Consider the following 25680-nt stretch of genomic DNA (forward strand, 5'->3'; position numbering starts at 1 on the left):
CTTTCGTTTTCTCTAGTTTTTTCGCCTACTGCTTTTTTGCCGTGTTGCGGTGTTGCGGTAATTCGTTAGAAATTGCCTTTGATCCAAGCCTGCAACCGCTCGAACAACGGCGCTTTGGCTTCGTCGTCGCTGCGGTAGCTGTCTCGGTTGCTCGGGCCCGACAGGGAAATGCCATCGGTCTGCTTTTGCAGCCCGTACAACAGCAAGCCCACACCGGTGGAATAAATCGGGTTGCGCACGACATCGCCCAGGCCCTTGACGCCATGGGGCACGCCCAGGCGCACCGGCATATGGAAGATTTCCTCGGCCAGTTCGACCGCGCCTTCCATCTTCGAGGTACCACCGGTCAGCACGATGCCGGCCGGGATCAAATCTTCGTAGCCGCTGCGGCGCAGTTCAGCCTGGATCAGGGTGAAGAGCTCGTCGTAGCGTGGTTCGACCACTTCGGCCAAGGCCTGCCGCGACAGTTCGCGCGGTGGACGGTCGCCCACGCTTGGCACCTTGATGGTCTCACCGGCACCCGCCAGCTTGGCCAGGGCGCAGGCGTAGCGAATCTTGATTTCTTCGGCGTACTGGGTCGGTGTACGCAGCGCCATGGCGATGTCGTTGGTGACCTGGTCGCCAGCAATCGGGATCACAGCGGTGTGACGGATCGCACCCTCGGTGAAGATCGCGATGTCGGTGGTGCCGCCGCCGATATCCACCAGGCATACGCCCAGTTCTTTTTCGTCGTCGGTCAGTACCGAGTAGGCCGAAGCCAGTTGCTCAAGGATGATGTCGTCGATTTCCAGGCCGCAGCGGCGCACGCACTTCTCAATGTTCTGCGCGGCGTTGACGGCGCAGGTCACCACGTGGACCTTGGCCTCCAGGCGTACGCCCGACATGCCCAGGGGCTCGCGCACGCCTTCCTGGTTGTCGATCACGTAGTCCTGCGGCAGGGTGTGCAACACGCGCTGGTCAGCCGGGATCGCCACGGCCTGGGCGGCGTCGAGCACGCGCTCGAGGTCGGCCGAGCTGACTTCACGGTCGCGGATCGCCACGATGCCGTGGGAGTTCAGGCTGCGGATATGGTTGCCGGCCACGCCGACGAACGCCGAGTGAATCCGGCAACCGGCCATCAGCTGCGCTTCTTCAATGGCGCGCTGGATCGATTGCACGGTGGACTCGATGTTCACCACCACGCCCTTCTTCAGGCCCCGGGACGGATGCGTGCCAATACCGACGATTTCGATCGTGCCGTCTTCCCCGACCTCGCCCACCAGCGCCACCACCTTGGAGGTGCCGATATCGAGACCGACGATCATTTTGCCGCTTTGCACGTTTGCCATGGGTCCTGCCTCTTCTTAATTCTTCGCGACAGCGGGTTGCGCTGCCGTGGGCGCAGCCGGTTCACGCCAGCCGACGGCAAGGCCGTTGGCGTAACGCAGGTCGACGCTCGCAATGTTCGTAATCTGTTCTTTCAAGGTCTTGTCATAGATGGCGATGAAGCGGCGCATCTTTTCCACCAGGTGGTCGCGTCCCAGCAACAACTCGATGCCCGGGCCGGAACTGCCTGCCCCGGTCGTCAAAAACCAGCTGCCCCGCTCACGCAGTTCCAGGCGTGCAATGGAGAAGCCCAGTGGCCGCAGCATCTGGCTCAAGGCCTGGTACTGCTGCATCACTTGCTGTTGCGCCCGCTGCGGCCCGAACAACTGCGGCAGGTGTTCGTAGTTGGCCAGCTCACGCGGCGTGAACGCCTGGCCCTGGTTGTTCAACAGCGCTTCGTCACCCCAACGGGCCACGGGCAGTTGTTCTTCCAGGCGGATCGTCACCTGGTCCGGCCAGACGCGACGGACTTCGGCATGGGCGATCCACGGCATCTGTTCCAGCTCCCGGCGCATGCCGGCCAGGTCGATGGTGAAGAAGCTCGCGGCGAGGAACGGCCCGATGCGCTGCTGCACCGCTTGCTGGCTGATGTAGCTCAAGTCGCCCTGCACGCTGATCTTGGTGATCGGCCGGTCGGCATACGGCAATAGACGCTGTGCGCCTTCGTAAGTGCCGAAGCCCAGCACCACCAGCAGCACCGGCCAGAACAGCGCCTTGATAAAACCAAAGTTGGCTTTCGGCAGGCGCGCCGACATCGGCTCTTTAGCCACCATTCGACTGGCACCCCGTGGCACCGGCTTGCGGCCGGGTGCGGGGGGCTGATGACGAAGCGATGCGCCTTTCATGTCTTAGCCTCGAGCCTCAATGCTTGCTGCGAGAATGGCCAGCACCAACTGCTGGAAATCCAGACCGGCGGCGCGAGCGGCCATAGGGACCAGGCTGTGGTCGGTCATACCCGGTGCGGTGTTGACTTCCAGGAACCAGAAATTCCCTTGGTCATCCTGCATCACGTCTGCCCGCGCCCAACCGGCGATACCCAGCGCCTCACAGGCTTTCGCCGTGAGGTCCATCAATTCCTGTTCTTTGGTTGCGTCAAGGCCGCACGGGATCCGGTACTGGGTATCGGAAGCCAGGTACTTGGCGTCGTAGTCGTAAAAGGTGTGGGGCGTGCCCAATGCGATGGGCGGCAATACCTGGCCACGCAGGGTGGCGATGGTGAACTCGGGACCCTGGATCCACTGTTCCACCAACACTTGCGAATCGTAGGTACTTGCCGCTTTCCATGCGTCGATCAATTCGGCGGCCGAGTTCACTTTGGCCATGCCGATACTGGAGCCTTCATGGGCTGGTTTGACGATCAAAGGCAGGCCCAGTTCCTTGGCTGCGGAAATACAATCGTCTTCGCTGCACAGGACACTGTGGCGCGGGGTTGGAATACCCAGGCTGTGCCACACCTGCTTGGTGCGCAACTTATCCATCGCCAGCGCGGAAGCCAGGATACCGCTGCCGGTGTAAGGAATGCCTGCGCACTCCAGCAGGCCCTGCATGCTGCCATCTTCACCGCCACGACCGTGCAGGATGATAAAGGCGCGGTCGATCTTCTCGGCCTGCAGGCGGGCGAGGAAGTCATCGCCCACGTCGATCCCGAACGCATTCACGCCGGCGCTTTGCAGGGCTTCAAGCACGGCATTGCCGGACTTGAGCGACACTTCGCGCTCGGCGCTCTTGCCGCCGAACAATACCGCCACGCGGCCGAAGTCGGCAGGCGCGATGGTAGAGAACAGGGCGTCGTAATTCACGGTCATTTCGACTTCCCCTGCGCGGCTGCAAACAGCGGGCTGGCGAGCAATTTCGGCGCAAGGCCGCCAATATCACCGGCACCCTGGCACAGCAGGATATCGCCGGCACGCAGCAACGGCTTGACGATCGGCGCCAGGTCCACGCCACGCTCGATGTAGATCGGGTCCAACTGGCCACGCTGACGGATGCTGTTGCACAGCTTGCGGCTGTCGGCACCCGGGATCGGCTCTTCACCGGCTGGGTAGACTTCCATCAAGAGCAGCACGTTGGCATCGGCCAATACATTGACGAAATCGTCGTACAGGTCGCGGGTACGGCTGTAGCGGTGCGGCTGGTAGACCATCACCAGGCGACGCTCCGGCCAGCCACCACGCACGGCCTTGATCACCGCGGCGACTTCGGTCGGGTGGTGGCCGTAGTCGTCCACCAGCATCACGTCGCCACCTTCCACCGGCAACTGGCCGTAGACCTGGAAGCGACGGCCCACGCCGGCAAAGCACGACAGGCCCTCGACAATGGCCTCATCGCTGACGCCCTCGTCAGAAGCGATGCAGATGGTCGCCAGGGAATTGAGCACGTTGTGGTTGCCCGGCATGTTCACCGACACGTCCAGTGGCTCGCGGTCGGGACGCAGCACGGTAAAGAAGGTTTGCATGCCTTCCTGGCGCACATTGATCGCGCGCACGTCGGCGTCTTCGCTGAAGCCGTAGGTCACGGTCGGGCGCTTGACCAGAGGCAGGATTTCACGCACCACCGGATCATCCAGGCACACCACCGCCAGCCCATAGAACGGCAGGTTGTGCAGGAACTCGACGAAGGTTTTCTTCAACTTGTTGAAGTCACCGTCGTAGGTCGCCATGTGGTCGGCGTCGATATTGGTGACCACGGCCACCAGCGGTTGCAGGTGCAGGAAGCTGGCATCGCTCTCGTCGGCTTCGGCGATCAGGTAGCGGCTGGTGCCGAGCTGGGCATTGGTGCCGGCTGCATTCAGGCGGCCACCGATGACGAAGGTCGGATCCAGGCCACCGGCCGCGAACACCGAGGCAATGAGGCTGGTGGTGGTGGTCTTGCCGTGGGTGCCGGCAACGGCGATGCCGTGGCGATAGCGCATCAGCTCGGCCAGCATCTCGGCGCGTGGCACCACGGGAATGCGGCGCTCAAGGGCGGTGGCCACTTCCGGGTTGGACGTGTTCACAGCGCTGGACACTACCAGCACGTCAGCCTCGGTGGCGTTCTCGGCGCGGTGGCCGATAAAAATCTGTGCGCCAAAGGACTTCAGGCGATCGGTGACCGGCGACTCTTTCAAGTCGGAGCCCGACACCTGGTAGCCGAGGTTCAGCAACACCTCGGCAATACCGCACATGCCCACGCCGCCGATACCGACGAAGTGGATGCGGCGGATGCGGCGCATCTCTGGTTGCGGCATGGCTTTCTGATTCTCAACCATGGGCCACCTCCAGGCAGATATCGACCACGGTGCGGGTTGCGTCAGGCTTGGCCAGGCGGCTTGCGGTGCTCGCCATGCTGTTGAGTCGTTCCGGTTGCATCAAAACCTCGGTCAGGCGTGCGGCCAAATCGGCGGCGCCAGTCGTTCTTTGCGGCAGCAGGAAGGCAGCGCCCTCCCCGGCCAAATATTCGGCGTTGCGGGTCTGGTGATCGTCGATCGCATGGGGCAAAGGCACCAGTAACGACGGCAGCCCGGCAGCGGCCAGTTCACTGACGGTCAGCGCACCAGCGCGACAGACCACCAGGTCGGCCCAGCCATAGGCATGGGCCATGTCCTTGATGAAGGGCTGCACATTGGCCTCCACACCTGCCTCGCGATAACGCGCGGCGGTCACTTCATCGTGATGCTTGCCCGCCTGGTGGAAGATTTCCGGGCGCAATTGCACAGGCAATTGCGCCACCGCTTCCGGCAGCAATTTGTTCAGCGGCTCGGCACCCAGGCTTCCGCCCAGGACCAGTAGGTGCGCCTTGCGCCCGGCCAATGCTTCACGGGCGATGGCCATGAACAGCTCGGTGCGCACCGGGTTACCGGTGGTGCGACGTTTGTCCGAGGCACTGAAGGTGTTGGGGAACGCTTCACACACCCGCGCCGCCAAAGGCACGAGCAAACGGTTGGCCGTGCCGGCCACGGCGTTCTGCTCATGCACGATCACCGGCACTCCCGCGAGCTTCGCGGCAACACCGCCAGGGCCTGTCACATAGCCGCCAAAGCCAAGCACACACACCGGCTTCAATTCACGAATGACCTTGCGCGCCTGCCACACCGCCTTGAGCAACACAAACGGCGCCTTGAGCAAAGACAACTTGCCCTTGCCACGCAGGCCGCTGACGTTGATCAAGTGCAGCGGCAGCCCGGCATTCGGCACCAGTTCGTTTTCGATGCCACGCGGCGTCCCCAGCCAGTGCACGGTGTAGCCACGGTTCTGGAATTCGCGGGCACAAGCCAGGGCCGGGAACACGTGGCCCCCGGTGCCGCCTGCCATGATCAGCACGTTAGCGCCCATGGGTCGGCTCCTCGGCGAAGTCGCTTTCGCTGAACTCCATCTCTTCGCTGCCCAGGTGGGTTCGACTCTCCCACTCGATGCGCAGCAATAACCCCAGGCAGGCGCAGCAAATTACCAACGAACTGCCGCCATAACTGAGGAACGGCAAGGTCAGGCCCTTGGTCGGCAGCAGGCCGACGTTCACACCGATATTGATCAGGAACTGGCCGATCCACAGGAACGACAAGCCATATGCCACATAAGCGGCAAAATACTGTTTGGCCTTCTCGGCCCACAGGCCGATGTACATGCCGCGCACACACACGAACACGAACAGCGCGACGGTACACAGCGAACCGACCACGCCCAGCTCTTCGGCGAGCACCGAAAACACGAAGTCGGTGTGCGCTTCCGGCAGGTAGAACTGCTTCTGCACGCTGTTGCCCAGGCCCACGCCCAGCCACTCGCCGCGCCCGAAGGCGATCAGCGCCTGGGTCAACTGGTAGCCGGAACCGAACTGGTCGGACCATGGGTCGGTGAAGGTGATCAGGCGCGCCATCCGGTAAGGTTGCGCTTGTACCAGCACGGTCACCGCAGCGACCGCCAGCACCACCATCAAGGTGAAGCGGAACAGGCCCACGCCGCCGAGGAACAGCATGGCCGCCGCGGCCCCCATCATCACGACGGTGGCACCGAAGTCAGGTTCCATCAGCAACAGGCCGGCCATGGGCAGCAGCACGATGAATGGCTTGAAGAAGCCCATCCAGCTTTCGCGCACTTCTTTCTGGCGACGCACCAGGTAACCGGCGAGGTAGATCACCACGAACACCTTGGCGATCTCGGACGGCTGCACGTTGAATGCACCGAAGCCGATCCAGCGCATCGAACCGTTCACCTCACGGCCAATGCCGGGCAGGATCACCATGACCAGCAAGCCGAAGGCACCGATCAGCATCAGCCAACCCAGGCGCTGCCAGGTGGCGATGGGGATCATCATGGTGACGATGCACGCGCCGAGGCCGATCACCAGGTACACCAGGTGACGGATCATCATGTACAGGGTGTTGCCCGACTGCACGGCGGCCACTTCGGAAGACGCCGAGGTGATCATCACCAGGCCCAGTCCGAGCAGCGCCAGGCAACCGGCGAGCATCGGGAAATCCAGGTCGATACCGCGCCCGGTAATAATCGGCGAAGGGTACGGCTTGATGATGTTGCGCAAGTTGATATTCATGCCAAGGCCTCCACGGCGCGAGCGAACAACTGGCCGCGCTCTTCGTAGTTCTTGAACATGTCGAGACTCGCACAGGCCGGCGACAGCAACACCGCATCGCCCGGCTGAGCCAAGGCCTTGCACTGGGCGATAGCGTCGTCCAGGGAGGCGGCGCGCACTTGCGGCACGGCGTCCCCCAAGGCGGCGGCGATCAGGTCGGCATCGCGGCCCATCAGCACCACGGCACGGCAATGGGCGGCCACCGGACCTTTAAGGTCCTTGAAGTCGGCGCCCTTGCCGTCACCACCGGCAATCAGCACCAGCTTGCCCTTGATATCGGCCCCCAGGCCTTCGATGGCGGCCAGTGCAGCGCCGACGTTGGTGGCCTTGGAATCGTTGTAATAGCTGACGCCATCGAGGTCACGCACCCATTGGCAGCGATGCTCAAGGCCGGCAAAGGAACGCAGGCTCGACAGCATGGCGTCGAACGGCAGGCCAACGGCATGCCCGAGCGCCAAGGCCGCGAGGGCATTGGACTGGTTATGCGCACCACGGATTTTCAGTTCGCGCACGGGCATCAGGTTCTGGAATTCGAAGGCCAGGTATTTCTCGCCGTTCTCTTCGCGGATGCCAAAGGCCTTGAAGTCGGGTTTGCCCAGGCCGAAGGTCCAGCACGGCAAGCCCTCGCCCATCAGCGGACGGCTCAGGGCATCCTGGCGGTTGACCACCACTTGCCTGGCACCGCGGAAAATCCGGTGCTTGGCCAGGTGATAGGCCGGCAGGCCGCTGTAGCGGTCCATGTGGTCTTCGCTGACATTCAATACGGTGGCGACTTCGGCACCCAGGTCGTGGGTGGTCTCCAGCTGGAAGCTCGACAGCTCCATGACGTACAGCTCGACGTCGTCGCTGAGCAGGTCCAGCGCCGGTGTCCCGAGGTTGCCGCCCACCGCCACGTGCTTGCCGGCCGCAGCCGCCATTTCGCCGACCAGGGTAGTCACGGTGCTTTTCGCGTTGGAGCCGCTGATGGCCACGATCGGCGCCTTGGCGTGACGCGCGAACAGGTCGATGTCACCGGACAGCTTCACGCCACGCGCGGCTGCAGCTTGCAGGGCCGGTGTCGCCAAGGCCAGGCCGGGGCTTACGTAGAGCTCATCGGCACGGCACAGAAACTCCACATCCAACTCGCCACAACGCACTTCCACGTGCGGGTAGTCACGGCGCAGCGTGACCAGCTCCGGTGGATTTTCCCGCGTATCGGCCACGGCAAACGGCTTGCCCCGGTTCGCCAGGAAGCGAACCAGGGACATGCCGCTCTTGCCGAGGCCGACAACGATGCGGAAGTGGTCTGAAGCGATCAGGGACACTCGTTTCTACCTCAGTTTCAGGGTGGCAAGGCCGACCAGGACCAGAATCACGGTGATGATCCAGAAACGGACAATCACGCGCGGCTCAGGCCAGCCCTTGAGTTCAAAGTGGTGGTGAATCGGCGCCATGCGGAACACGCGGCGCCCGGTCAATTTGAAGGAGGCCACCTGGATGACCACCGACAGGGTTTCCATTACGAACACACCGCCCATGATGAACAGCACGATTTCCTGGCGAACGATCACCGCGATGGTGCCCAGGGCCGCGCCCAGCGCCAATGCGCCAACGTCACCCATGAAGACTTGTGCGGGATAGGTGTTGAACCACAGGAAGCCCAGGCCCGCACCAATCAATGCGCCGCAGAACACAATCAGTTCACCGGCACCCGGCACATAGGGGATCAGCAGGTATTCGGCGAATTTCACGTTACCCGACAGGTAGCAGAAGATGCCGAGCGCACCGCCGACCATCACCGTCGGCATGATCGCCAGGCCATCGAGGCCGTCGGTCAGGTTCACCGCGTTGCTGGAGCCGACGATGACGAAGTACGTCAGTACGACAAAGCCAATGCCCAGTGGAATGCTGGCGTCCTTGAGCATCGGGATGATCAAGGTGGTTTCCACGGCGCTTGGCGCGGTGGTGTAGAGGAAGATCGCAGCGGCAAGGCCGAACACCGACTGCCAGAAATACTTCCAGCGGCTTGGCAGCCCTTTGGAGTTTTTCTCGATGACTTTGCGGTAGTCATCGACCCAGCCGATAGCGCCGAACAACAGGGTCACCAGCAACACCACCCACACGTAGCGGTTGTGCAGGTCAGCCCAGAGCAAGGTGCTGATGCCGATGGACGACAGGATCAATGCACCGCCCATGGTCGGGGTGCCAGATTTGGACAGGTGCGACTGCGGGCCGTCATTACGAACCGATTGACCAATTTGCAGGTTCTGCAGGGTGCGGATCATCCACGGCCCCAGGAACAGCGACAAAGACAGCGCAGTCAGCACACCCAGGATCCCGCGCAGGGTCAGGTACTGAAAGACCGCGAAGCCTTTGTGGAACTGTTGCAGATACTCAGCCAGCAGCAGCAGCATTAATGTTTCTCCGTACTTGAGCCACACAAGGCCGCGACGACGTTTTCCATCACCGCGCTGCGCGATCCCTTGATCAAAATGGTTGTGTGTTTGTCGTGTTCAGCCACGCCCAGCGCCTGGATCAACTCGGCCTGGGTCGCGAAATGCCGCGCGCCAGGGCCGAAGGCCGCGACGGCGTGAGCCATGTGCGGGCCAACGGCGTAGAGGGCGTCGACTTTATCGCTGGCGTAGACACCGACTTCGCGATGGGACTGTTCGGCCCAATCGCCCAGTTCGGCGATGTCGCCCAGCACCAGCACCTTGCGCCCGTCGAAGCCCTTGAGCAGGTCAATGGCGGCGCAGACCGAGGACTGGTTGGCGTTATAGGTGTCATCGATCACGCGCATGCCGTTGGTCACCAGTTGCGCCACCGTGCGGCCCTTGACCGGCTGTACCGCGCCCAGGCCGGTGGCGATACCGAACAGCGAAACGCCCAGGGCGTAAGCAGCAGCGGCGGCAGCCAAGGCGTTGGCGACGTTGTGGTTGCCCAGCAGATTCAACTGCACATGCTCACGCCCTTGCGGAGTGTGCAAGGTAAAGGACGGGCAGCCACGGGCATCGACGGTGATGTCGGATGCATGGAAATCGGCCGTGGCGTTCAGCACGGCAAACGTCAGGACCTTGCGACCGGCGGCACGTACACGCCAGGTCTCGAAGGCCTTGTCGTCCAGATTCAATACAGCGGTGCCCGAGGCATCCAGGCCTTCGAGGATTTCCCCCTTGGCCTCGACGATTTTCTCCGGGCCGCCGAACTCGCCCACATGGGCAGTCCCGGCGTTGTTGATGATCGCGACGTGGGGTTTGGTCAGCGCCACGGTGTAGGCGATTTCGCCGATGCGCGAAGCGCCCAGTTCGATCACCGCCGCCGTGTGTTCCGGGGCCAGTTCGAGCAGGGTCAACGGTGCGCCGAAATCATTGTTCAGGTTGCCACGTGTAGCGAGCACCGGCCCGCGCGTACGCAGGACACCGGCGAGCAGCTCCTTGACCGTGGTCTTGCCGCTGGAACCGGTGATGGCGGCCACGGGTTTATCGAAGGCAGCACGGTTCAGCGCCCCGAGCTGGCCCAGGGCCAGGCGTGTATCGGCCACCAGCAATTGCGGCAAGGTCGAATCCGCCACTTCGCGCTGCACCAAAGCACCGACGGCGCCTTTGGCGGCGACTTCATTCAGGTAGTCGTGACCGTCGAAACGCGGCCCGGCCAGGGCGACGAACAATTGGCCCGGCTTGATTGCGCGGCTGTCGATGCTGACACCATTGAAACTGCAATCACCGGACAGCACACGGCCCGACAGGGGCTGGGTCAGTTCGCTGAACTTCATGGCTTTAAGCATGGGCGACCTCCCAGGCAGTCAAGGCGTGATCAGCCTCGACCAGATCGGAGAAGGCATGGCGTTGGCCGTTGATTTCCTGGTAATCCTCGTGGCCTTTACCGGCCAGGACCACCACGTCGTCAGCGCTGGCGCTGGCGATCAATTGGGCAATGGCCGCGCCACGACCGGCGACGAAGGCAACCTTGGACACGTCCTGGAAGCCTGCGCGGATGTCAGCGAAAATCTGGCTCGGGTCTTCACTGCGCGGATTGTCGTCGGTGACGAGCACACCATCGGCCAGACGCTCGACGATTTCAGCCATCAACGGGCGTTTGCCACGGTCACGGTCACCGCCACAGCCAAACAGGCAGAGCAACTTGCCCTTGGCGTGGGGGCGCAGGGCCAGCAGGACCTTTTCCAGCGCATCCGGGGTGTGAGCGTAATCGACCACCACCAGCGGTTGCGTGCCCCCACCCAGACGCTGCATGCGCCCAGCGGGGCCTTCCAGCTTCGGCAGCACGCGCAGGATTTCATCCAGGGCGTAATCCAGGCCAAGCAATGCGCCGACAGCGGCGAGGAGATTGCTCAGGTTGAAGCGCCCGAGCAAGGTGCTGCGCAAATGGTGTTCGCCTTGTGGCGTCACCAGCGTGGCACGCACGCCTTCGTCATTGAACTGGGCTTCGCGGCAATACAGATACGCGCTGGCGTCTTCCAGGCTGTAGCTGATCAGGCGAGCTTCGTGGTCCTCGGCAGCCAGTCGGCGGCCAAAGGCATCGTCCAGGTTGACCACCCGGCACTTGAGGTCATTCCAAGCAAACAGCCTGGCCTTCTCGGCGGCGTAGGCCTCCATGGTGCCGTGGTAGTCCAGGTGATCGCGGGACAGGTTGGTCATCACTGCCACATCAAAGGCCAGGGCCGTCACACGCCCCTGATGCAGGCCGTGGGACGAGACTTCCATGGCGACCGCCTTGGCCCCGGCCTTTTTCAGGTCAGCCAGCGTCGCTTGCACGGCAATCGGGTTTGGCGTGGTGTGCAGGCCGCTTTGCAGCGCGCCATAGAAGCCCGTGCCGAGGGTGCCGACGATGCCGCAATGCTGGCCCAACAGGTCGAGGGCCTGGGCGACCAATTGGGTCACGCTGGTCTTGCCGTTGGTACCGGTCACGCCAATCAGGTTCAAGTGGCGGCTCGGGTCACCATAGAAGCGCCCGGCGATGTCCGACAGCTGCGCGGCCAGGCCCTTGACCGGAATCAACGGCACGTCAGTGATCGGCAGCACGGTCGCGCCTTCCACTTCATAGGCCACGGCCGCCGCACCGCGTTGCAAGGCATCGGCGATATGCGCACGGCCATCGTACTTGCCGCCCGGCACCGCGAGGAACAGGTCCCCGGCGCGTACGTTGCGGCTGTCCAGGCTCAACTCGCGAATCAGCAGATCGCGACCGGCGTGGGCAAAAATCTTGTTCAGGCTCAAGGACATCAGCCGCGCCCTCCATTGGCTTTGGCAGCAGCGGCCGGTGGTCCGGCGTTCGCTTGTTGGGTCGGCGGCAGGTTATCCGGCGTGATGTTCATCAGGCGCAGGGTGCCCGACATCACTTTGCTGAACACCGGCGCCGATACCAGGCCACCGAAGTAACCGGCTTTGCTTGGTTCATCGATCACAACCACGATGGCGTAGCGCGGGTCGCTCATCGGGCCGAAGCCGGCGAACAACGAGCGGTAGGAGTTCTCGGCGTAACCCTTGGTACCCACCGACGTCTTACGTGCCGTACCGGACTTGCCTGCCACGTGATACGCCGGCACCTGGGCGCGGAAGACACCGCGCGGCGCTTCGATCACTTGTTGCAGCATGCCTTGCATGGTCTTGGCGACGTTTTCCGGGATCACCTGGGTGGCTTTCGGCGCTTCGTCAACGTGGATCAGGCTCAGCGGCACCATGCGGCCATTGTTGGCCAGCACCGAGAAGGCGTGGGCCAGTTGGATGGCGGTGACGGACAGGCCGTAGCCGTAGGAAAGCGTAGCCGTCTCGGCTTTTTTCCAGTCACGATAGTTCGGCAGGTTGCCGACGCGCTCACCCGGGAAGTCGAGGCCGGTGGGTTGGCCCAGGCCGATTTTTTGCGCCAGGTGGTAGATGGTTTCGCCACCAATATCGAAGGCCACCTTACTCATGCCCACGTTACTGGAGTTGATCAGGATACCTGTCAAATCCAGCACCGGCCCTTCGGTACGGGACACGTCACGAATGGTGTATTTGCCCAACTGCAGGGTGCCTGGATACACCTCGACCTTGTCGCTGGGCTTCCAGCGGCCGGTTTCCAGGGCAGCACTCATGGAGATGGCTTTCATGGTCGAACCTGGCTCGAACACGTCGATCATTGCACGATTGCGCATCATCGCCGGTTGCAGGTTGCGACGGTTGTTCGGGTTGTAGGTCGGCTGGTTGACCATGGCGAGGATCTCGCCGGTCTTCACGTCCATGATCACCAGGCTGCCGGCCTTGGCGCCGTTCTCGATGATCGCGTTGCGCAACTCGCGGTTGGCCAGGTATTGCAGGCGCAGGTCAATCGACAACGCCAAGGGCTTACCGGCCTTGGCGTTTTTGGTGACCTGGACATCCTTGATCAGTCTGCCGCGCCGATCCTTGATGACCTGTCGTTTGCCGGGGACCCCGGCCAGCCATTCATCGTAGGCCAGTTCCACACCTTCGCGGCCATGGTCATCGATGTCGGTAAAACCCACCATATGGGCGGTGGTTTCACCGGCCGGATAGAAACGACGGAATTCCTCGATGCCGTAGACACCGGGGACTTTAAGGTCGAGCACCTGCTGGCCCTGCTCGGGGGTCAGGCCGCGCACCAGGTAGATGAACTCTTTATTGGCCTGGGCTTCCAGGCGCTCGGCCAAGGCCTTCGGGTCCTGGCCCAGGGCGGCGGCGAGTTGCGGCCATTTGTCCTTGGCCACCTGCAGTTCCTTGGCGTTGGCCCACAGGGTAGTCACCGGGGTACTGACAGCCAGTGGTTCGCCGTTACGGTCAGTGATCAGGCCACGGTGCGCAGGAATCGGAATATGCCGCAGGCTGCGGGCATCGCCCTGGCCAATCAGGAAGTCGCGGTCAACCACTTGCAGGTCGATGATGCGCCAGGCGATCGCGCCGACCATCAGAGCCAACAAGCCCAGCACCAGACGGAAGCGCCACGGGTAAAGTGCACCTTCGAGCTTCATCATGGCGCCACCATGCGAACTTCGGCCGCGCCTGGGATGTGCATTTTCAGCTGTTCGGTCGCCAGCACTTCAATACGGCTGTGGGCCGTCCAGGTGCTCTGCTCCAGAATCAGCCGTCCCCACTCCGCCTGCGCCTTATCACGCACACTCAATTCCCCGTACAGGGTGTTGAGCAGTTGACGATTCCAGTGGGCGCTGTAGGACACCGCAATCGCGGACACCAGCACGCCGATAAACAGCAGCAGCATAAAAAAGCTGCCGCCCGGAAGGGGCTTGGCGAAAAGCTTGCTCACCGCAACTTCTCCGCGACACGCATGACAGCGCTACGGGAACGTGGGTTGGCCTTGAGTTCGGCTTCGGAAGCGAACTGCGCTTTGCCATGGATTTTGATTTTTGGCACGAAGGCTTCGAAACGCACCGGCAGGTTGCGCGGCAGGTTGTCGGACTCGCCCTTGACCAGGCGGCGCATGAACAGTTTGACGATACGGTCTTCCAGGGAGTGGAAGCTGATCACCACCAGGCGACCACCCACTTCCAAGGCTTCCAGCGCGGCTTCGAGGCCGGCTTCCAGATCGCCCAATTCGTTGTTGACGTGAATACGCAGGCCCTGGAATGCGCGGGTAGCCGGGTTCTTGCCCTTTTCCCAGGCAGGATTGGCGACTTTCAGCACTTCGGCCAGGTCGGCGGTGCGCTCGAACGGCTGGATTTCCCGACGCTCGACCACGGCACGGGCCATGCGCCCGGCGAAGCGCTCTTCACCGTATTTCTTGAACACGCGGGCGATTTCTTCCACTGGCGCGGTGGCGATGAACTGGGCAGCACTGACACCACGGGTCGGGTCCATGCGCATGTCGAGCGGGCCGTCGTTCATGAAGCTGAAGCCGCGCTCCGGATCATCGAGCTGCGGCGAAGACACGCCCAGGTCGAGCAAAACCCCGGCCACCTTGCCCGCCATGCCGCGCTCGGCAACTTCCGCGCCCAGCTCGGCAAAGCTGCGCTGCACAACGACAAAGCGGCCGTCTTCGGCCGCTAGCGCTTGCCCGGTGGCAATCGCTTGGGGGTCTTTATCGAATCCGAGGAGCTTGCCGTCGGGCCCGAGCTGGCTGAGTATCAACCGGCTGTGCCCGCCTCTGCCGAAGGTGCCATCCAAATAGCAGCCATCCGCGCGTACGGCGAGAGCCTCAACGGCTTCGTCAAGCAGTACGGTGATGTGGTTAAAGCCGCTATCAATAGTCACAGGATCAAATCACGCAGTTCATCAGGCATGGCGCCCGGTTGTTGAATAGCAGCCAGGTCCGCTGCAGAAACAGCGTCCCAGGCATCTTCGTCCCACAATTGGAACTTGTTCAGTTGGCCCACCAGCATTGCGCGCTTATCCAGCTTGGCGTACTCGCGCAGACGCGGAGGCACCAGGAAACGACCGCTGCCATCGAGCTCGAGGTCGACGGCATTACCAATCAGCAAACGCTGCAGGCGGCGGTTCTCTTCACGCAATGAAGGCAAAGCGCGCAACTTGGTTTCAATCAACTCCCACTCATCGAGCGGGTAAACACACAAACAAGGGTCAACAGCATCGATGGTGATAATCAACTGCCCGGAACTTCGCGAAATGAGCTCGTCACGATACCGGCTCGGCATGGCGAGACGGCCTTTTGCATCGAGACTGATAGCGTTAGCTCCGCGAAACACAGATGCGTTTCTCCAAATTTTAGCGTTTTACGTTCAAAAAACCCACTTTGTGCCACTTTCCGCCACTTGCGCACACTATAGGAATGCGGCCACCACACCGTCAAGGCGCGGATTCAAGGAAAAGCCTTACAGAACGGAGATTTAGGAGCGTAAAGGGAGGAGAAACCAGAGTTCGGCGATGTTTTGGGCCCAACAAGCACAAATAGCTCAAAGAGCTATGGCTCATAGTTAATGTAATTTATTAAGAGTAAGATTTTTTTGGTATTACGAAGATGCATCTGCCAATGATTCAGCAGGGAGGGATTCTTGCGTTACTACCGGTTTTCTGCCCGAGATTCGGACAGAAGGAAAAAGGTGGAGAGTCGATCTATAAGCCGGGTTCTGTCTTGAACAGTCATTCGTCTACGATGGCCATCACTGGACATCTTTAGCAACCTACCCGGTCCCAGCGCGGGCCACGCCTTGGGACCCTATTTGGTCTTGCTCCAAGTGGGGTTTACCTAGCCACGAACTGTTGCCAGTCGTGCGGTGCGCTCTTACCGCACCTTTTCACCCTTACCGGCACCGAAGTGCTTAGGCGGTTATTTTCTGTGGCACTTTCCGTAGGCTCACGCCTCCCAGGCATTACCTGGCACTTCGCCCTATGGAGCCCGGACTTTCCTCCCCCTCCTAATTTTCATAGAAGGCAGCGACTGTCCAATCGACTCTCCGCCGCGCAGGTTAACGGCACGAGGGACTTAGGACAAGTACTAAAAGCATAGCAGTGCCATCACCTTCAGACGAAATACCGGCTTACCCCCGGAACTATTCGGTTTTCTGTTTATCCAGCGCAACTTGATACAACACATTCTTGCGCACCCCGGTAATTTCCGCCGCCAGGGCTGCCGCGCGCTTAAGGGGCATTTCCTTGAGTAACAGATCAAGGATGCGCATGGCTTCGCTGCCCACCGCGTCTTCGGACTCTGGCGCACTCCAGCCCGCCACCAGCACCACGCATTCGCCTCGTTGCTGATTGCTGTCACCCTCGACAAACGCGCGCAACGCTTCCAGCGGCAGACCCTTGAGGGTCTCGAAGGTCTTGGTAATCTCCCGCGCCAACAGTGCAAGGCGTTCACCACCGAACACCAGCTCCATATCCTGCAGGCATTCCAGAATACGGTGGGGAGCCTCATAGAAGATCAATGTACGCGGCTCTTCCTTTAACGCTTGGAGCCGAGCACGACGCCCGACCGCCTTGGCCGGCAGGAAGCCCTCGAAAATAAAACGATCGGAGGGCAATCCCGCTGCCGATAAAGCGGCGATCAGCGCGCATGCGCCCGGAACAGGCACTACATTGATACCCGCAGCACGCGCCTGGCGAACCAGGTGATAACCCGGATCAGAGATCAGCGGGGTACCGGCATCGGAGATCAGCGCCACGTCATCACCTGCCAGCAGGCGCGTGATAAAACGACTGCCTTCTTCGCGCTCGTTATGCTCATGGCACGCAGCCAATGGCGTGCTGATACCAAAATGCTGCATCAGACGCTGGGAGTGCCGGGTGTCTTCCGCTGCGATCAATTTAACGTCGCGCAACACTTTCAGCGCCCGCGCACTGATATCGTCCAGGTTGCCAATGGGCGTCGCCACGACAAAAAGCGAGCCTGCAGTGGAATTCAAAGGACCTGGAGCAGTCAAAACGCACACCTCGATGGTTGGCAAAAGCCACATTGTAGCGCGTAGACGCCTTGAAAATATGCCATCGAAGCCGATGCCTTTTCAGCCGTGCACAGCCAATCGCAACATTTACACGACCTAAATCGACAGTTTCACGCCAGTAACATCGCGCCTGGGCCAGTGCTTGGGTACAATTCCACGCTAATTTGATCGGTATCAGGACACTTACATGATCGCTTGCCTGCGGCTGCTCTCCGCCCTTTGCCTCGCTGCCTTGTTGGCCGCTTGCGCCAGCTCGCCCTCGTCCAGCCTTGGCGACCTTCCACGGACCCCGGATGCCAGTATCGAGCAACTGCTCGAACAGGCGACCACCGCCAAGACGCCAGAAAAGGCGGCCTTGCTGCGCCTGAGTGCGGCTGACATGGCCTACCGCCAGAACAACCCCGGCCGCTCGTCGCAGATCCTTGCGCAGGTGCCGCTGGATGTTCTCAAACCCGCCGCACAAATCTTTGCCAGCACCCTGGCCGCCGAACTGGCGATGACGCGCAACCAGCCCAAGGCTGCGTTGACCGCCCTGAACCACCCTAGCCTGCAAAGCCTGAAGGACCTGCCGCCCGAGCAGCAGATCCGCACCGGCACCGTGCACGCTCGCGCCTATGAAGCCGATGGCCAGACCCTGGCCGCGGCTCGCGAGCGTGTGGCCATGGCGCCATTGCTCAGCGGTGATGCCGCCAAGAGCAACCACGAAGCCATCTGGACGTTGATTGCCGCACTCCCGGCCGAGCAACTGCAAGCCAGCGGCAACCCGACAATGGACGGCTGGATCACCCTGGCCCAGGCCGTCAAGGGCGCTGGCACCCTGGAGCAACAACAGGCGGCGATCGACACCTGGCGCGCGCAGAACCCAGGGCACCCGGCGGCCGTGCAACTGCCAACCCCGCTGACCAAGCTCAAGGAACTCGCCAGCCAGCCCCTGAACAAGATCGCCCTGCTGCTGCCACAGGAAGGCCCGCTGGCGTCCGTCGGCAAGGCGCTGCGTGAAGGTTTCATGGCTGCGCATTACCAGGCCGAGCAAGCCGGCCAGCGACCGCCGGTGATCGAGTTCTACGACAGCTCGCGCCTGACCTCCCTCGACGACTTCTACGCCAAGGCCCAGGCTGCCGGCGTGCAACTGGTCGTCGGTCCGCTGGAAAAACCACTGGTCAAACAGCTCAGCGCACGTCCGCAATTACCGATCACCACCCTGGCACTGAACTACAGCGAGACCGATCAAAGCCCGGCCCAGCTGTTCCAGTTCGGCCTGGCCGCTGAAGACGAAGCCCGCGAAGTCTCACGTCGCGCCCGTGCCGATGGCCTGCACCGCGCCGCTGCCATGGTGCCGCGTGGCGAATGGGGCGAGCGCGTCTACAAAGCCTTCCGCCAGGATTGGGAAGCCAATGGCGGCACCGTCGTAGGCGTCGAGTACGTCGACCAGCCGGTCGCCCTTGCACAGCAGATCGCCGACTTGTTCCAACTGCGCAAAAGCGAAGGCCGCGCCAAGAGCCTGCAAAGCACCGTCGGCACCGACGTGGCCGCGCAACCTTCGCGTCGCCAGGACATCGAGTTCATCTTCCTGGCCGTGACCCCGCAACTGGCCCAGCAGATCAAGCCGACCCTTAACTTCCAATACGCCGGTGATGTACCGGTGTACGCCACGTCCCACGTATTCAGTGCCAGCGGCGACAAGAACCAGTACCTGGACATGACCAACGTGATGTTCTGCGAAACCCCTTGGCTGCTCAACACCACCGACCCGCTGCGCAACCAGGTCGCCGCGCAATGGCCACAAGCCAATGGCAGCCTCGGCCGCCTGTATGCAATGGGTGTCGATGCCTACCGCCTGGCGCCACGCCTGGGTCAGCTCAAGGCCCTGCCGGATACACGGGTTGATGGCCTTTCGGGCAGCCTGGGTATCAGCCCCAACCAGCGCGTCGACCGCCAGATGCCATGGGCGAAATTCGTTGGCGGCGAGGTCCAGCGCCTGCCTGATACTCCACGCTGATGCCTGAGCGGTCCAGCGCAAAAAGCGGCAAGGATGCCGAACTTCAAGCTCTGAAATACCTGCAACAACAGGGTCTGCGCCTTCTGGCGCAGAACTGGTTGTGTAAACGCGGCGAGCTTGATCTGGTCATGCTTGACGGCGATACAGTAGTATTCGTCGAAGTCCGCTACAGAAAACACGCACAATGGGGTGGCGCGCTCGCCAGTATTGACGGGCGCAAGCGTCAGAAGCTGATACTCGCCGCGCAGTACTTCCTACTCAAGGAGCACCGCTGGTCTGACTCCCCCTGCCGTTTCGATGTGGTTGCCATGGAAAGCACACCGGCAGGCCTTGCTGATCTGACCTGGCTCAAAGACGCCTTCGACAGCTGATTCGCCGGACATTTTCACCACACACTTTTGCTCTTTGCTTTGCGGGCTGCACATACCTGTGCCAAACAGCCGCGCTACTTAAGGTCACACAGATGGACATGCAATCCCGAATTCGCCAGCTTTTCCAGGCCAGCATCGACACCAAGCAACAGGCGATGGACGTACTTGCACCGCACATCGAGCAAGCCAGTCAGGTCATGGTCAACGCCTTGCTCAACGAGGGCAAAATGCTTTCGTGCGGCAACGGCGGTTCGGCCGGCGATGCCCAGCACTTCTCGTCCGAACTGCTCAACCGCTTCGAGCGCGAGCGGCCGAGCCTGCCGGCCATTGCCTTGACCACAGATTCGTCGACGATCACCTCGATCGCCAACGACTACAGCTACAACGAAATCTTCTCCAAGCAAATCCGTGCCCTGGGCCAACCGGGTGATGTGTTGCTGGCGATTTCCACCAGCGGCAACTCGGCGAATATTATTCAGGCGATCCAGGCCGCACATGATCGTGAAATGATTGTCGTAGCATTGACCGGACGCGATGGCGGCGGCATGGCGTCGCTGCTGTTGCCCGAGGATGTGGAGATTCGCGTCCCGGCCACTGTCACCGCACGTATTCAGGAAGTCCATCTGCTGGCGATCCACTGCCTGTGCGATCTGATCGACAGCCAACTGTTCGGGAGTGAAGAATGACCGTTAAACGCCTCAGCCTATTGGCCATCACGCTATGCCTCAGCATCAGCGGGTGCAGCACGGCAATCACTGCGACACGTGACACCCCCATCCAGGACGACAAGGGCACCCGTACCTTTGGCAGCAAGATCGACGACTCGTTGATCGAAACAAAGGTCGAAGTCAACATCGCCAAGGCCGCGCCAGACCTGGGCAACGGCGCGTCGCGTATCGTCGTGACCAGCTTCAACGGCGTGGTACTGCTTGCCGGGCAAACACCGCGCGCCGACCTGAAAGCCCAGGCCGAACAAGCGGCCTCGGCCGTTCAACGGGTCAAGAAGGTCCACAACGAATTGCAGGTGATGGACCCGATCACCCTGCTGGCTATCAGCAACGATGCCTTGCTGACCACCAAGATCAAGGCGCAGATGCTGACCGATAACGCGATTCCTGGCTCGCGCATCAAAGTCGTCACCGACAACGGTATCGTTTACCTGATGGGCTTGCTGACCCAGGCGGAAGCGACCCGCGCGGCCAACCTGGTACAGGGTGTGTCCGGCGTGCAGAAAATTGTGAAGGTGTTTGAATACATCGACTGATCTGAACGCAATAGAAAGGGCGCTGTGCATTGACTGCACAGCGCCCTTTTTAGCGGCCAGCGTTTATTGGTACTGCTGGTACGGATTGCCCTGGAATTGATTGTTCTGCTGGGGCGCTTGTTGCTGGCCTGCAGGCTGGCCGTACTGCTGGCCAGGGATCGGACCGAGGTTCACTTCGACACGACGGTTCTGCGCACGGCCGTTAACGTCGGCGTTGCTGGCAATCGGATTATCCGGACCGGCACCGCGCGCGCTCAGGTTGGCACCGTTGACGCCTTGCGAGGTCAGGTAGTTGGCCACGCTCTGCGCGCGACGCTGGGACAGGTCCATATTCAGCTGACGGCTGCCGGTACTGTCGGTGTAACCGACAATCTGGATGGTGTTCTGATTGAATTGCTTGAGGGAGTTGGCCAGGTTGTTCAGCGGCTGGTAGAAGCTGCTGGAGATCGCGTCCGAGTTGGTGGCAAATGTGATATTGCCCGGCATGATCAGCTTGATCTGGTCGCCCTGGCGCTGAACTTCAACCCCGGTATTGGCCATGCTTTCGCGCAGTTTCTTTTCCTGCTGGTCGGCATAGTAGCCATAGCCAGCCGCACCTGCACCGGCAACCACCGCGCCGATCAGCGCGCCCTTGCCACGGTTGTTATGGTCGATGGCCGCACCGGCCAGTGCGCCGGCCAGGGCACCAAGGCCGCCGTACTTGGCGGTTTTACTCATGCCGCCTTGCGTTCCATTATTTGCCTGTCCCTGGCTGCCGTCATATGGATTAGGTGAAGCGCAGCCAGACAACAGGGCTACGGCGGTAGCGACAACAAGCAGACGACGCGGAGTGAACATGAAGGAAGCTCCTACTTTTGCATTCTGTGGTGCAGAGGACATAGGCAATGGACCTGTGCCGAGTTTGGAACGCGACAAACGGTAAAAATTCCGCAACCGCATCCAGAGCTGTAACAAAAAACTGGCCAGGATTACCGCTACAGAAACCGTAGCAGAAGCAGGCTGAACGCGACCTGTGTTTTTGCTACAGCAATTCTCCAGACACCACAGCGCCGAAAGCTGGACTACCGACGTCCCCTGCCCCTTTACGCGCGCACAAAGGGATTCTCACGCATCTCATCCCCCAACCGCGTATCCGGGCCGTGACCGGTTACCACCGTCGCGCCCTCATCCAACGTATAGAGCCGCTGCTTGATCGAACGCACGATCGCCGCCTGGTCGCCGCCCCACAAATCCGTTCGCCCTACGCCGCGTCGAAACAAGGTGTCGCCAGCAATCAGGAGCTTGGCATCGGCAAACCAGAAACTCATCGAACCGGGTGTGTGCCCCGGCGTGTGCAGCGCCACGCCACAGCCGCAGGCCAACGCTTCATCATCGACCAGCCATTGGTCTGGCGAAGGCACCGGAGTGTAGGGCACACCGAACATCTGGCACTGCATTTCCAGGTTGTCCCAGAGAAACTGATCATCCTTGTGCAGGTGCAGGGTGGCACCGGTTTTCTCCTTCAACTGGCCGGAGGCGAGGAAGTGATCGAGATGGGCATGGGTGTGGATGATGCTCACCACCTTCAAGCCCAGTGCATCGAGGCGCGCCAGGATCAATTCGTGGTTGCCACCGGGGTCGACCACGATGGCTTTTTTAGTGATGGGGTCACCGATGATGGTGCAGTTGCACTGCAACGGGCCGACGGGGAAGGTTTCACGGATGAGAGTCGGCTTGGCGGTGGTCATGGGCGGTCCTCCAGTGCAAATGAATTATCGTTTTCCGGCGAGCATCGCCAAAATAATTGCACTATTAAACCAGACTGGGTGCGCTTCGCAGCCCAACGCGGGCAAGCTCGCCCGCCGTAAGGTTTACGTTTCAGCCAATCAACCTCAACTCTTGCGCCCGCGCCACCGCCTGGGTTCGTCGCTCCACCCCCAACTTGCTGTTGATATGGCTGGCGTGGGTCTTGACCGTATGCAGGGAGATGAACAGGCGGTTGCTGATTTCCTGGTTCGAGCACCCCTGGGCGATCAATTGCAGCACCGCCAATTCACGGGCGCTCAGGACTTCATGACCAGGCGACGGCTCCGCGACCGCAACGGCCGGCAGCAGCGCCAAGAGGCTCTGGTTCAGCAAGCCGTGAGGGTCCTTGCCAAGCTGTTCGCGCATCCACTGCGGGTAACCTTCGAGCAAACGCTGGAACGGCTGCAATGCCCCTCCCGAGCCGGCCTCCAGCGCCCGCGCCAACACCGGCCGCGCCTTGGCTTCCTGGCCGTTTTCCAGCAGCAGTTGCGCCTGCTGGGTCAGCGCCATCAGCGCAATCATTTGTCGCCCACTGTTGTGCGCCTGTTGCGCCAGGTCTTCGAGACGCTCCAACGCCGCATCCGCTTGATGGCGAATCGCATCGAGGGCGGCCTGTTGCAGCCCGATATGTTGCGGCAGGTGCGGATGAAACTCCGGCGCGGCAGCCGCGTGTTGACCATTGTAGGTTTGCCCCAGCCGCGTCAGCCAGGCATCAGCCAGGTCGGTGCGGCCCTGGGCCAGCCACAATTCGCATTTGATCAGGGTGATCATCGCCAGGTAGTAGATCGGCGGCACGTCCCAGATGTGCATCAAGCGCTCGGCCTCGGCCAGTTCGGCGAAGGCTTTGGGGAAGTCGTTGCGGCGCCCTTCGAAGTTGGCGATCACACAATGGCCGATTAGTACGCTGATGTCGCGACAGGCGCGCGCTTCAACCAGCCCGGCCCGCAGACGAGCAAGGCCGGCCTCAGGCTGGTAGCGCGCCAACAGCAAATAACCTTCATAGAGCGACAATCGCGCACGCACGGCGTACAACCGCTGCGGCGCCAGGCCCTGCAGGCGTTGCAGGCCCTGGCGAACCTCATCGAGGGAACGCAGGATTTCGCCGCGCGCCTGCAACACTCGCGCACGGTCGTAATGGGCCAGCGCTTCGAACAGCGGGTTTCCGACCCGCTGCGCCAATTCCAGGGACTCGCGGTTCAGGCCGCGGGCGCGCCACAGGTCGGCGTCGACAATGGCCAGGTTGGACAAGGTCGACAGGCACATCAGACGCTGGCCATAGCGACGCTGCGGCAAACTTTCCAAGGCTTCGCTGCAATAACGCTGGGTCAATTCGCGGTCACCGCGGCCACGGGCGATAATCCCGCTGAGCGCCAGCCACTGGGCCAGCATCGACTTCTGCGCCGTGGCCGACGGTGCCGGCAGGAAGCGACTGAGGTAACTGGACAACTCTTCCGCGGCATCCAACTGGCACGCCAGCCCCAGGGCCCAGCTATAGAGCACGATCAACCGGGGTGTACTGATCAGCAGGCTATCGGGCAAGTCCATTTTCCAGCGCAACAGCATGCCGACGTTCTGTTCGGCCAGCAGTTGCTCTTCGGACAGGTTCTGTACCAGGTTGGCGGCCACATCCAGATGGCCGGCACGCAATGCCTGTTCCACCGCCTCATCGATCAAGCCTTGCGCATTGAACCAGCGGCAGGCCCGCAGGTGCAGGCTGGCCGCCGGTAACAGCGCGGTGCTGGTGGCGCGGCGCGTGCGCAGCAGGTCCGAAAACAGATGGTGGTAACGGTACCAGTGGCCCTGCTCGTCCAGAGGTACCAGAAAAACCTGGTGGGCTTGCAGGTAGCGCAGGATTTCCGCGCTGTCATGGGCTTCGCGCACGGCGTCGCACAGTTCGCTGCAAAAGCGTTCCTGAGGGGCAGTATCGAACAGAAAGGCCTGCACGTCGGGCGGCAGGCAATCGATCACCTCTTCGAGCAGGTAATCACGGATCAGCCCTTCGCCGCCGTGCAGGCTTTGCGGCAAAGAGCCTTCGTTACCGGCCTCGGAGGCGGCGAGCAGCCAGAAACGCAGCCCGGCGACCCAACCCTCGCTACGGCGGATCAGGTTATCCAGCGCCTCGCCACGCAATGAACTGCTGTGGCGATCCAGCACGGCCAGGGATTCGTCGTGAGTCAGGCGCAGATCCTGCTCATGCAGCTCCAGTAGATGGCGTGACAAGCGCAGGCGCGCCAGGTGCCAGTCCGGGCGCTGGCGGCTGGTGACCAGCACCACCAGGCCATCGGGTAAATGATTGAGGAAAAATTGCAGGCAGCGATCCAGTACCGGGCCCTGGGCCAGATGGTAGTCATCCAGTACCAGCAACAGCGGCGTGCGCGTGGACAAATGCACGGTCAGCTCATCGAGCAGGCCATCGAGCCATTCTTCAAAGGCAAAGGGTTGATGACGCTGGCGCATTTTCAGCAGCCCCAGGGACTGGGCGCCGATTTGCGGGAAGTATTGTTGCAGCCCGTCGAGCAGGCGCTCGAGGAAACGGCCAGGGTCGTTGTCCCGGGGGCTCAGGCCCAGCCACAGGCTTTGCCAATGGGCCGGCAAGCCCTGGCAGAACTCCACCGCCAATGAGCTCTTGCCGAACCCCGCGGGTGCACTGACCAGCAACAGTCGCCCGTCCAGCCCTGCACTCAGCCGTTCGCACAGACGGGGGCGCAGCACGTAGCCGTCAGGCAGCGGCGGCCTGTAGAAGCGACCTTCCAGGGACGGGACGACCGCGCTGGAAGGCCCCTGGATTCGAGGCAGATCAGTCATCGCCGGGCTCTTGTAGAAGGCTGTTATCGGCATTGCAGATGTCCGCAGACTAGCGGTAAAAGCGGAGGGTTTGTAGATCTTTGCAACAATTGACTGAAAATAACTGCGACAAGAAATATCGGCACAACCCAAAAGTGAGAGGGGGCTTGCTCCCGATAGCGGCGGACCAGTCAATGCATGC

General features: G+C 61.6%; 22 protein-coding genes and 1 other RNA gene. 4 read left to right on the forward strand and 19 right to left on the reverse strand.

The window, feature by feature from the left end:
- Positions 1–65: 65 nt before the first annotated feature.
- The 16 genes from ftsA to rsmI form a co-directional block, all read right to left on the reverse strand.
- Positions 66–1328: a cell division protein FtsA gene (ftsA, locus tag QU606_RS11265; RefSeq protein WP_024073522.1), complete on the reverse strand. Its 1263-nt coding sequence runs from the start codon at positions 1326–1328 to the stop codon at positions 66–68.
- A 15-nt stretch (positions 1329–1343) separates the two neighbouring features.
- Positions 1344–2210, reverse strand: coding sequence for a cell division protein FtsQ/DivIB (locus QU606_RS11270; RefSeq protein WP_069075283.1), 867 nt, complete (start codon positions 2208–2210; stop codon positions 1344–1346).
- A 3-nt stretch (positions 2211–2213) separates the two neighbouring features.
- Positions 2214–3170: a D-alanine--D-alanine ligase gene (locus QU606_RS11275; RefSeq protein ID WP_069075282.1), complete on the reverse strand. Its 957-nt coding sequence runs from the start codon at positions 3168–3170 to the stop codon at positions 2214–2216.
- Positions 3167–4612, reverse strand: a complete 1446-nt coding sequence (murC, locus tag QU606_RS11280) for a UDP-N-acetylmuramate--L-alanine ligase (protein WP_024073519.1) — start codon at positions 4610–4612, stop codon at positions 3167–3169. Before murC ends, QU606_RS11275 begins: the two co-directional genes overlap by 4 nt.
- A complete protein-coding gene (murG, locus tag QU606_RS11285) occupies positions 4605–5675 on the reverse strand; it encodes an undecaprenyldiphospho-muramoylpentapeptide beta-N-acetylglucosaminyltransferase (protein WP_024073518.1) in 1071 nt (356 codons plus the stop codon). The genes murC and murG overlap by 8 nt, the downstream gene beginning before the upstream one ends.
- The gene (ftsW, locus tag QU606_RS11290) at positions 5665–6888 is read right to left on the reverse strand and encodes a putative lipid II flippase FtsW (protein WP_024073517.1); all 1224 of its coding nucleotides are present in this window, start codon (positions 6886–6888) and stop codon (positions 5665–5667) included. Before ftsW ends, murG begins: the two co-directional genes overlap by 11 nt.
- Positions 6885–8231 (reverse strand): UDP-N-acetylmuramoyl-L-alanine--D-glutamate ligase, encoded by a 1347-nt coding sequence (gene murD / locus QU606_RS11295; RefSeq protein WP_304998394.1) that lies wholly within the window; start codon positions 8229–8231, stop codon positions 6885–6887. Before murD ends, ftsW begins: the two co-directional genes overlap by 4 nt.
- A gap of 6 nt (positions 8232–8237) precedes the next feature.
- Positions 8238–9320: a phospho-N-acetylmuramoyl-pentapeptide-transferase gene (gene mraY / locus QU606_RS11300; RefSeq protein WP_003171875.1), complete on the reverse strand. Its 1083-nt coding sequence runs from the start codon at positions 9318–9320 to the stop codon at positions 8238–8240.
- On the reverse strand, positions 9320–10690 hold the full coding sequence (gene murF, locus QU606_RS11305) for a UDP-N-acetylmuramoyl-tripeptide--D-alanyl-D-alanine ligase (protein WP_168232438.1): 1371 nt from the start codon (positions 10688–10690) through the stop codon (positions 9320–9322). The genes mraY and murF overlap by 1 nt, the downstream gene beginning before the upstream one ends.
- The gene (locus QU606_RS11310) at positions 10683–12146 is read right to left on the reverse strand and encodes a UDP-N-acetylmuramoyl-L-alanyl-D-glutamate--2,6-diaminopimelate ligase (RefSeq protein ID WP_024073514.1); all 1464 of its coding nucleotides are present in this window, start codon (positions 12144–12146) and stop codon (positions 10683–10685) included. The genes murF and QU606_RS11310 overlap by 8 nt, the downstream gene beginning before the upstream one ends.
- On the reverse strand, positions 12146–13888 hold the full coding sequence (locus tag QU606_RS11315; protein ID WP_168232483.1) for a penicillin-binding protein 2: 1743 nt from the start codon (positions 13886–13888) through the stop codon (positions 12146–12148). Before QU606_RS11315 ends, QU606_RS11310 begins: the two co-directional genes overlap by 1 nt.
- Complete coding sequence (gene ftsL / locus QU606_RS11320; protein ID WP_003171871.1) at positions 13888–14181, reverse strand: cell division protein FtsL; 294 nt, start codon at positions 14179–14181, stop codon at positions 13888–13890. Before ftsL ends, QU606_RS11315 begins: the two co-directional genes overlap by 1 nt.
- Positions 14178–15125 (reverse strand): 16S rRNA (cytosine(1402)-N(4))-methyltransferase RsmH, encoded by a 948-nt coding sequence (gene rsmH / locus QU606_RS11325; protein WP_370531096.1) that lies wholly within the window; start codon positions 15123–15125, stop codon positions 14178–14180. The genes ftsL and rsmH overlap by 4 nt, the downstream gene beginning before the upstream one ends.
- Positions 15122–15577: a division/cell wall cluster transcriptional repressor MraZ gene (gene mraZ, locus QU606_RS11330; protein WP_003171868.1), complete on the reverse strand. Its 456-nt coding sequence runs from the start codon at positions 15575–15577 to the stop codon at positions 15122–15124. The genes rsmH and mraZ overlap by 4 nt, the downstream gene beginning before the upstream one ends.
- Before the next feature lie 354 nt (positions 15578–15931).
- An RNA gene (gene rnpB, locus QU606_RS11335) (RNase P RNA component class A) lies at positions 15932–16285 on the reverse strand.
- A 96-nt stretch (positions 16286–16381) separates the two neighbouring features.
- The gene (rsmI, locus tag QU606_RS11340; RefSeq protein ID WP_024073512.1) at positions 16382–17287 is read right to left on the reverse strand and encodes a 16S rRNA (cytidine(1402)-2'-O)-methyltransferase; all 906 of its coding nucleotides are present in this window, start codon (positions 17285–17287) and stop codon (positions 16382–16384) included.
- A 175-nt stretch (positions 17288–17462) separates the two neighbouring features.
- Between rsmI and QU606_RS11345 the strand changes: the two genes are divergently transcribed.
- From QU606_RS11345 to QU606_RS11360, 4 genes are all read left to right on the forward strand, one after another.
- Positions 17463–19274: a penicillin-binding protein activator gene (locus QU606_RS11345; RefSeq protein ID WP_102624399.1), complete on the forward strand. Its 1812-nt coding sequence runs from the start codon at positions 17463–17465 to the stop codon at positions 19272–19274.
- A complete protein-coding gene (locus tag QU606_RS11350; RefSeq protein ID WP_024073510.1) occupies positions 19274–19645 on the forward strand; it encodes a YraN family protein in 372 nt (123 codons plus the stop codon). Before QU606_RS11345 ends, QU606_RS11350 begins: the two co-directional genes overlap by 1 nt.
- A 92-nt stretch (positions 19646–19737) precedes the next feature.
- Positions 19738–20331, forward strand: a complete 594-nt coding sequence (locus tag QU606_RS11355) for a phosphoheptose isomerase (RefSeq protein WP_024073509.1) — start codon at positions 19738–19740, stop codon at positions 20329–20331.
- The gene (locus QU606_RS11360; protein WP_102624400.1) at positions 20328–20909 is read left to right on the forward strand and encodes a BON domain-containing protein; all 582 of its coding nucleotides are present in this window, start codon (positions 20328–20330) and stop codon (positions 20907–20909) included. Before QU606_RS11355 ends, QU606_RS11360 begins: the two co-directional genes overlap by 4 nt.
- A gap of 63 nt (positions 20910–20972) precedes the next feature.
- Here the strand turns inward: QU606_RS11360 and QU606_RS11365 are convergent, their stop codons facing one another.
- The 3 genes from QU606_RS11365 to QU606_RS11375 form a co-directional block, all read right to left on the reverse strand.
- The gene (locus QU606_RS11365) at positions 20973–21746 is read right to left on the reverse strand and encodes an OmpA family protein (RefSeq protein ID WP_304998395.1); all 774 of its coding nucleotides are present in this window, start codon (positions 21744–21746) and stop codon (positions 20973–20975) included.
- A gap of 245 nt (positions 21747–21991) precedes the next feature.
- The gene (locus tag QU606_RS11370; protein ID WP_024073506.1) at positions 21992–22636 is read right to left on the reverse strand and encodes an MBL fold metallo-hydrolase; all 645 of its coding nucleotides are present in this window, start codon (positions 22634–22636) and stop codon (positions 21992–21994) included.
- A 130-nt stretch (positions 22637–22766) separates the two neighbouring features.
- Positions 22767–25499, reverse strand: coding sequence for a LuxR C-terminal-related transcriptional regulator (locus QU606_RS11375; RefSeq protein ID WP_304998396.1), 2733 nt, complete (start codon positions 25497–25499; stop codon positions 22767–22769).
- Positions 25500–25680 lie beyond the last annotated feature (181 nt).

The sequence above is a fragment of the Pseudomonas sp. OVF7 genome (assembly GCF_030644265.1).
In the GTDB taxonomy this organism is placed as follows: domain Bacteria; phylum Pseudomonadota; class Gammaproteobacteria; order Pseudomonadales; family Pseudomonadaceae; genus Aquipseudomonas; species Aquipseudomonas gorinensis.

Bases quoted from the DNA above. Each gene is read 5' to 3' on its own strand.
- murG (WP_024073518.1), bottom strand. From the start codon at position 5,675: ATGGGCGCTAACGTGCTGATCATGGCAGGCGGCACCGGGGGCCACGTG.
- QU606_RS11365 (WP_304998395.1), bottom strand. From the start codon at position 21,746: ATGTTCACTCCGCGTCGTCTGCTTGTTGTCGCTACCGCCGTAGCCCTG.
- murC (WP_024073519.1), bottom strand. From the start codon at position 4,612: ATGGTTGAGAATCAGAAAGCCATGCCGCAACCAGAGATGCGCCGCATC.
- rsmI (WP_024073512.1), bottom strand. From the start codon at position 17,287: ATGTGGCTTTTGCCAACCATCGAGGTGTGCGTTTTGACTGCTCCAGGT.
- QU606_RS11315 (WP_168232483.1), bottom strand. From the start codon at position 13,888: ATGAAGCTCGAAGGTGCACTTTACCCGTGGCGCTTCCGTCTGGTGCTG.
- QU606_RS11275 (WP_069075282.1), bottom strand. From the start codon at position 3,170: ATGACCGTGAATTACGACGCCCTGTTCTCTACCATCGCGCCTGCCGAC.
- QU606_RS11360 (WP_102624400.1), top strand. From the start codon at position 20,328: ATGACCGTTAAACGCCTCAGCCTATTGGCCATCACGCTATGCCTCAGC.
- QU606_RS11310 (WP_024073514.1), bottom strand. From the start codon at position 12,146: ATGTCCTTGAGCCTGAACAAGATTTTTGCCCACGCCGGTCGCGATCTG.
- mraY (WP_003171875.1), bottom strand. From the start codon at position 9,320: ATGCTGCTGCTGCTGGCTGAGTATCTGCAACAGTTCCACAAAGGCTTC.
- QU606_RS11345 (WP_102624399.1), top strand. From the start codon at position 17,463: ATGATCGCTTGCCTGCGGCTGCTCTCCGCCCTTTGCCTCGCTGCCTTG.
- QU606_RS11370 (WP_024073506.1), bottom strand. From the start codon at position 22,636: ATGACCACCGCCAAGCCGACTCTCATCCGTGAAACCTTCCCCGTCGGC.
- murF (WP_168232438.1), bottom strand. From the start codon at position 10,690: ATGCTTAAAGCCATGAAGTTCAGCGAACTGACCCAGCCCCTGTCGGGC.
- ftsW (WP_024073517.1), bottom strand. From the start codon at position 6,888: ATGAATATCAACTTGCGCAACATCATCAAGCCGTACCCTTCGCCGATT.
- QU606_RS11375 (WP_304998396.1), bottom strand. From the start codon at position 25,499: ATGACTGATCTGCCTCGAATCCAGGGGCCTTCCAGCGCGGTCGTCCCG.
- QU606_RS11270 (WP_069075283.1), bottom strand. From the start codon at position 2,210: ATGAAAGGCGCATCGCTTCGTCATCAGCCCCCCGCACCCGGCCGCAAG.
- QU606_RS11355 (WP_024073509.1), top strand. From the start codon at position 19,738: ATGGACATGCAATCCCGAATTCGCCAGCTTTTCCAGGCCAGCATCGAC.
- QU606_RS11350 (WP_024073510.1), top strand. From the start codon at position 19,274: ATGCCTGAGCGGTCCAGCGCAAAAAGCGGCAAGGATGCCGAACTTCAA.
- ftsA (WP_024073522.1), bottom strand. From the start codon at position 1,328: ATGGCAAACGTGCAAAGCGGCAAAATGATCGTCGGTCTCGATATCGGC.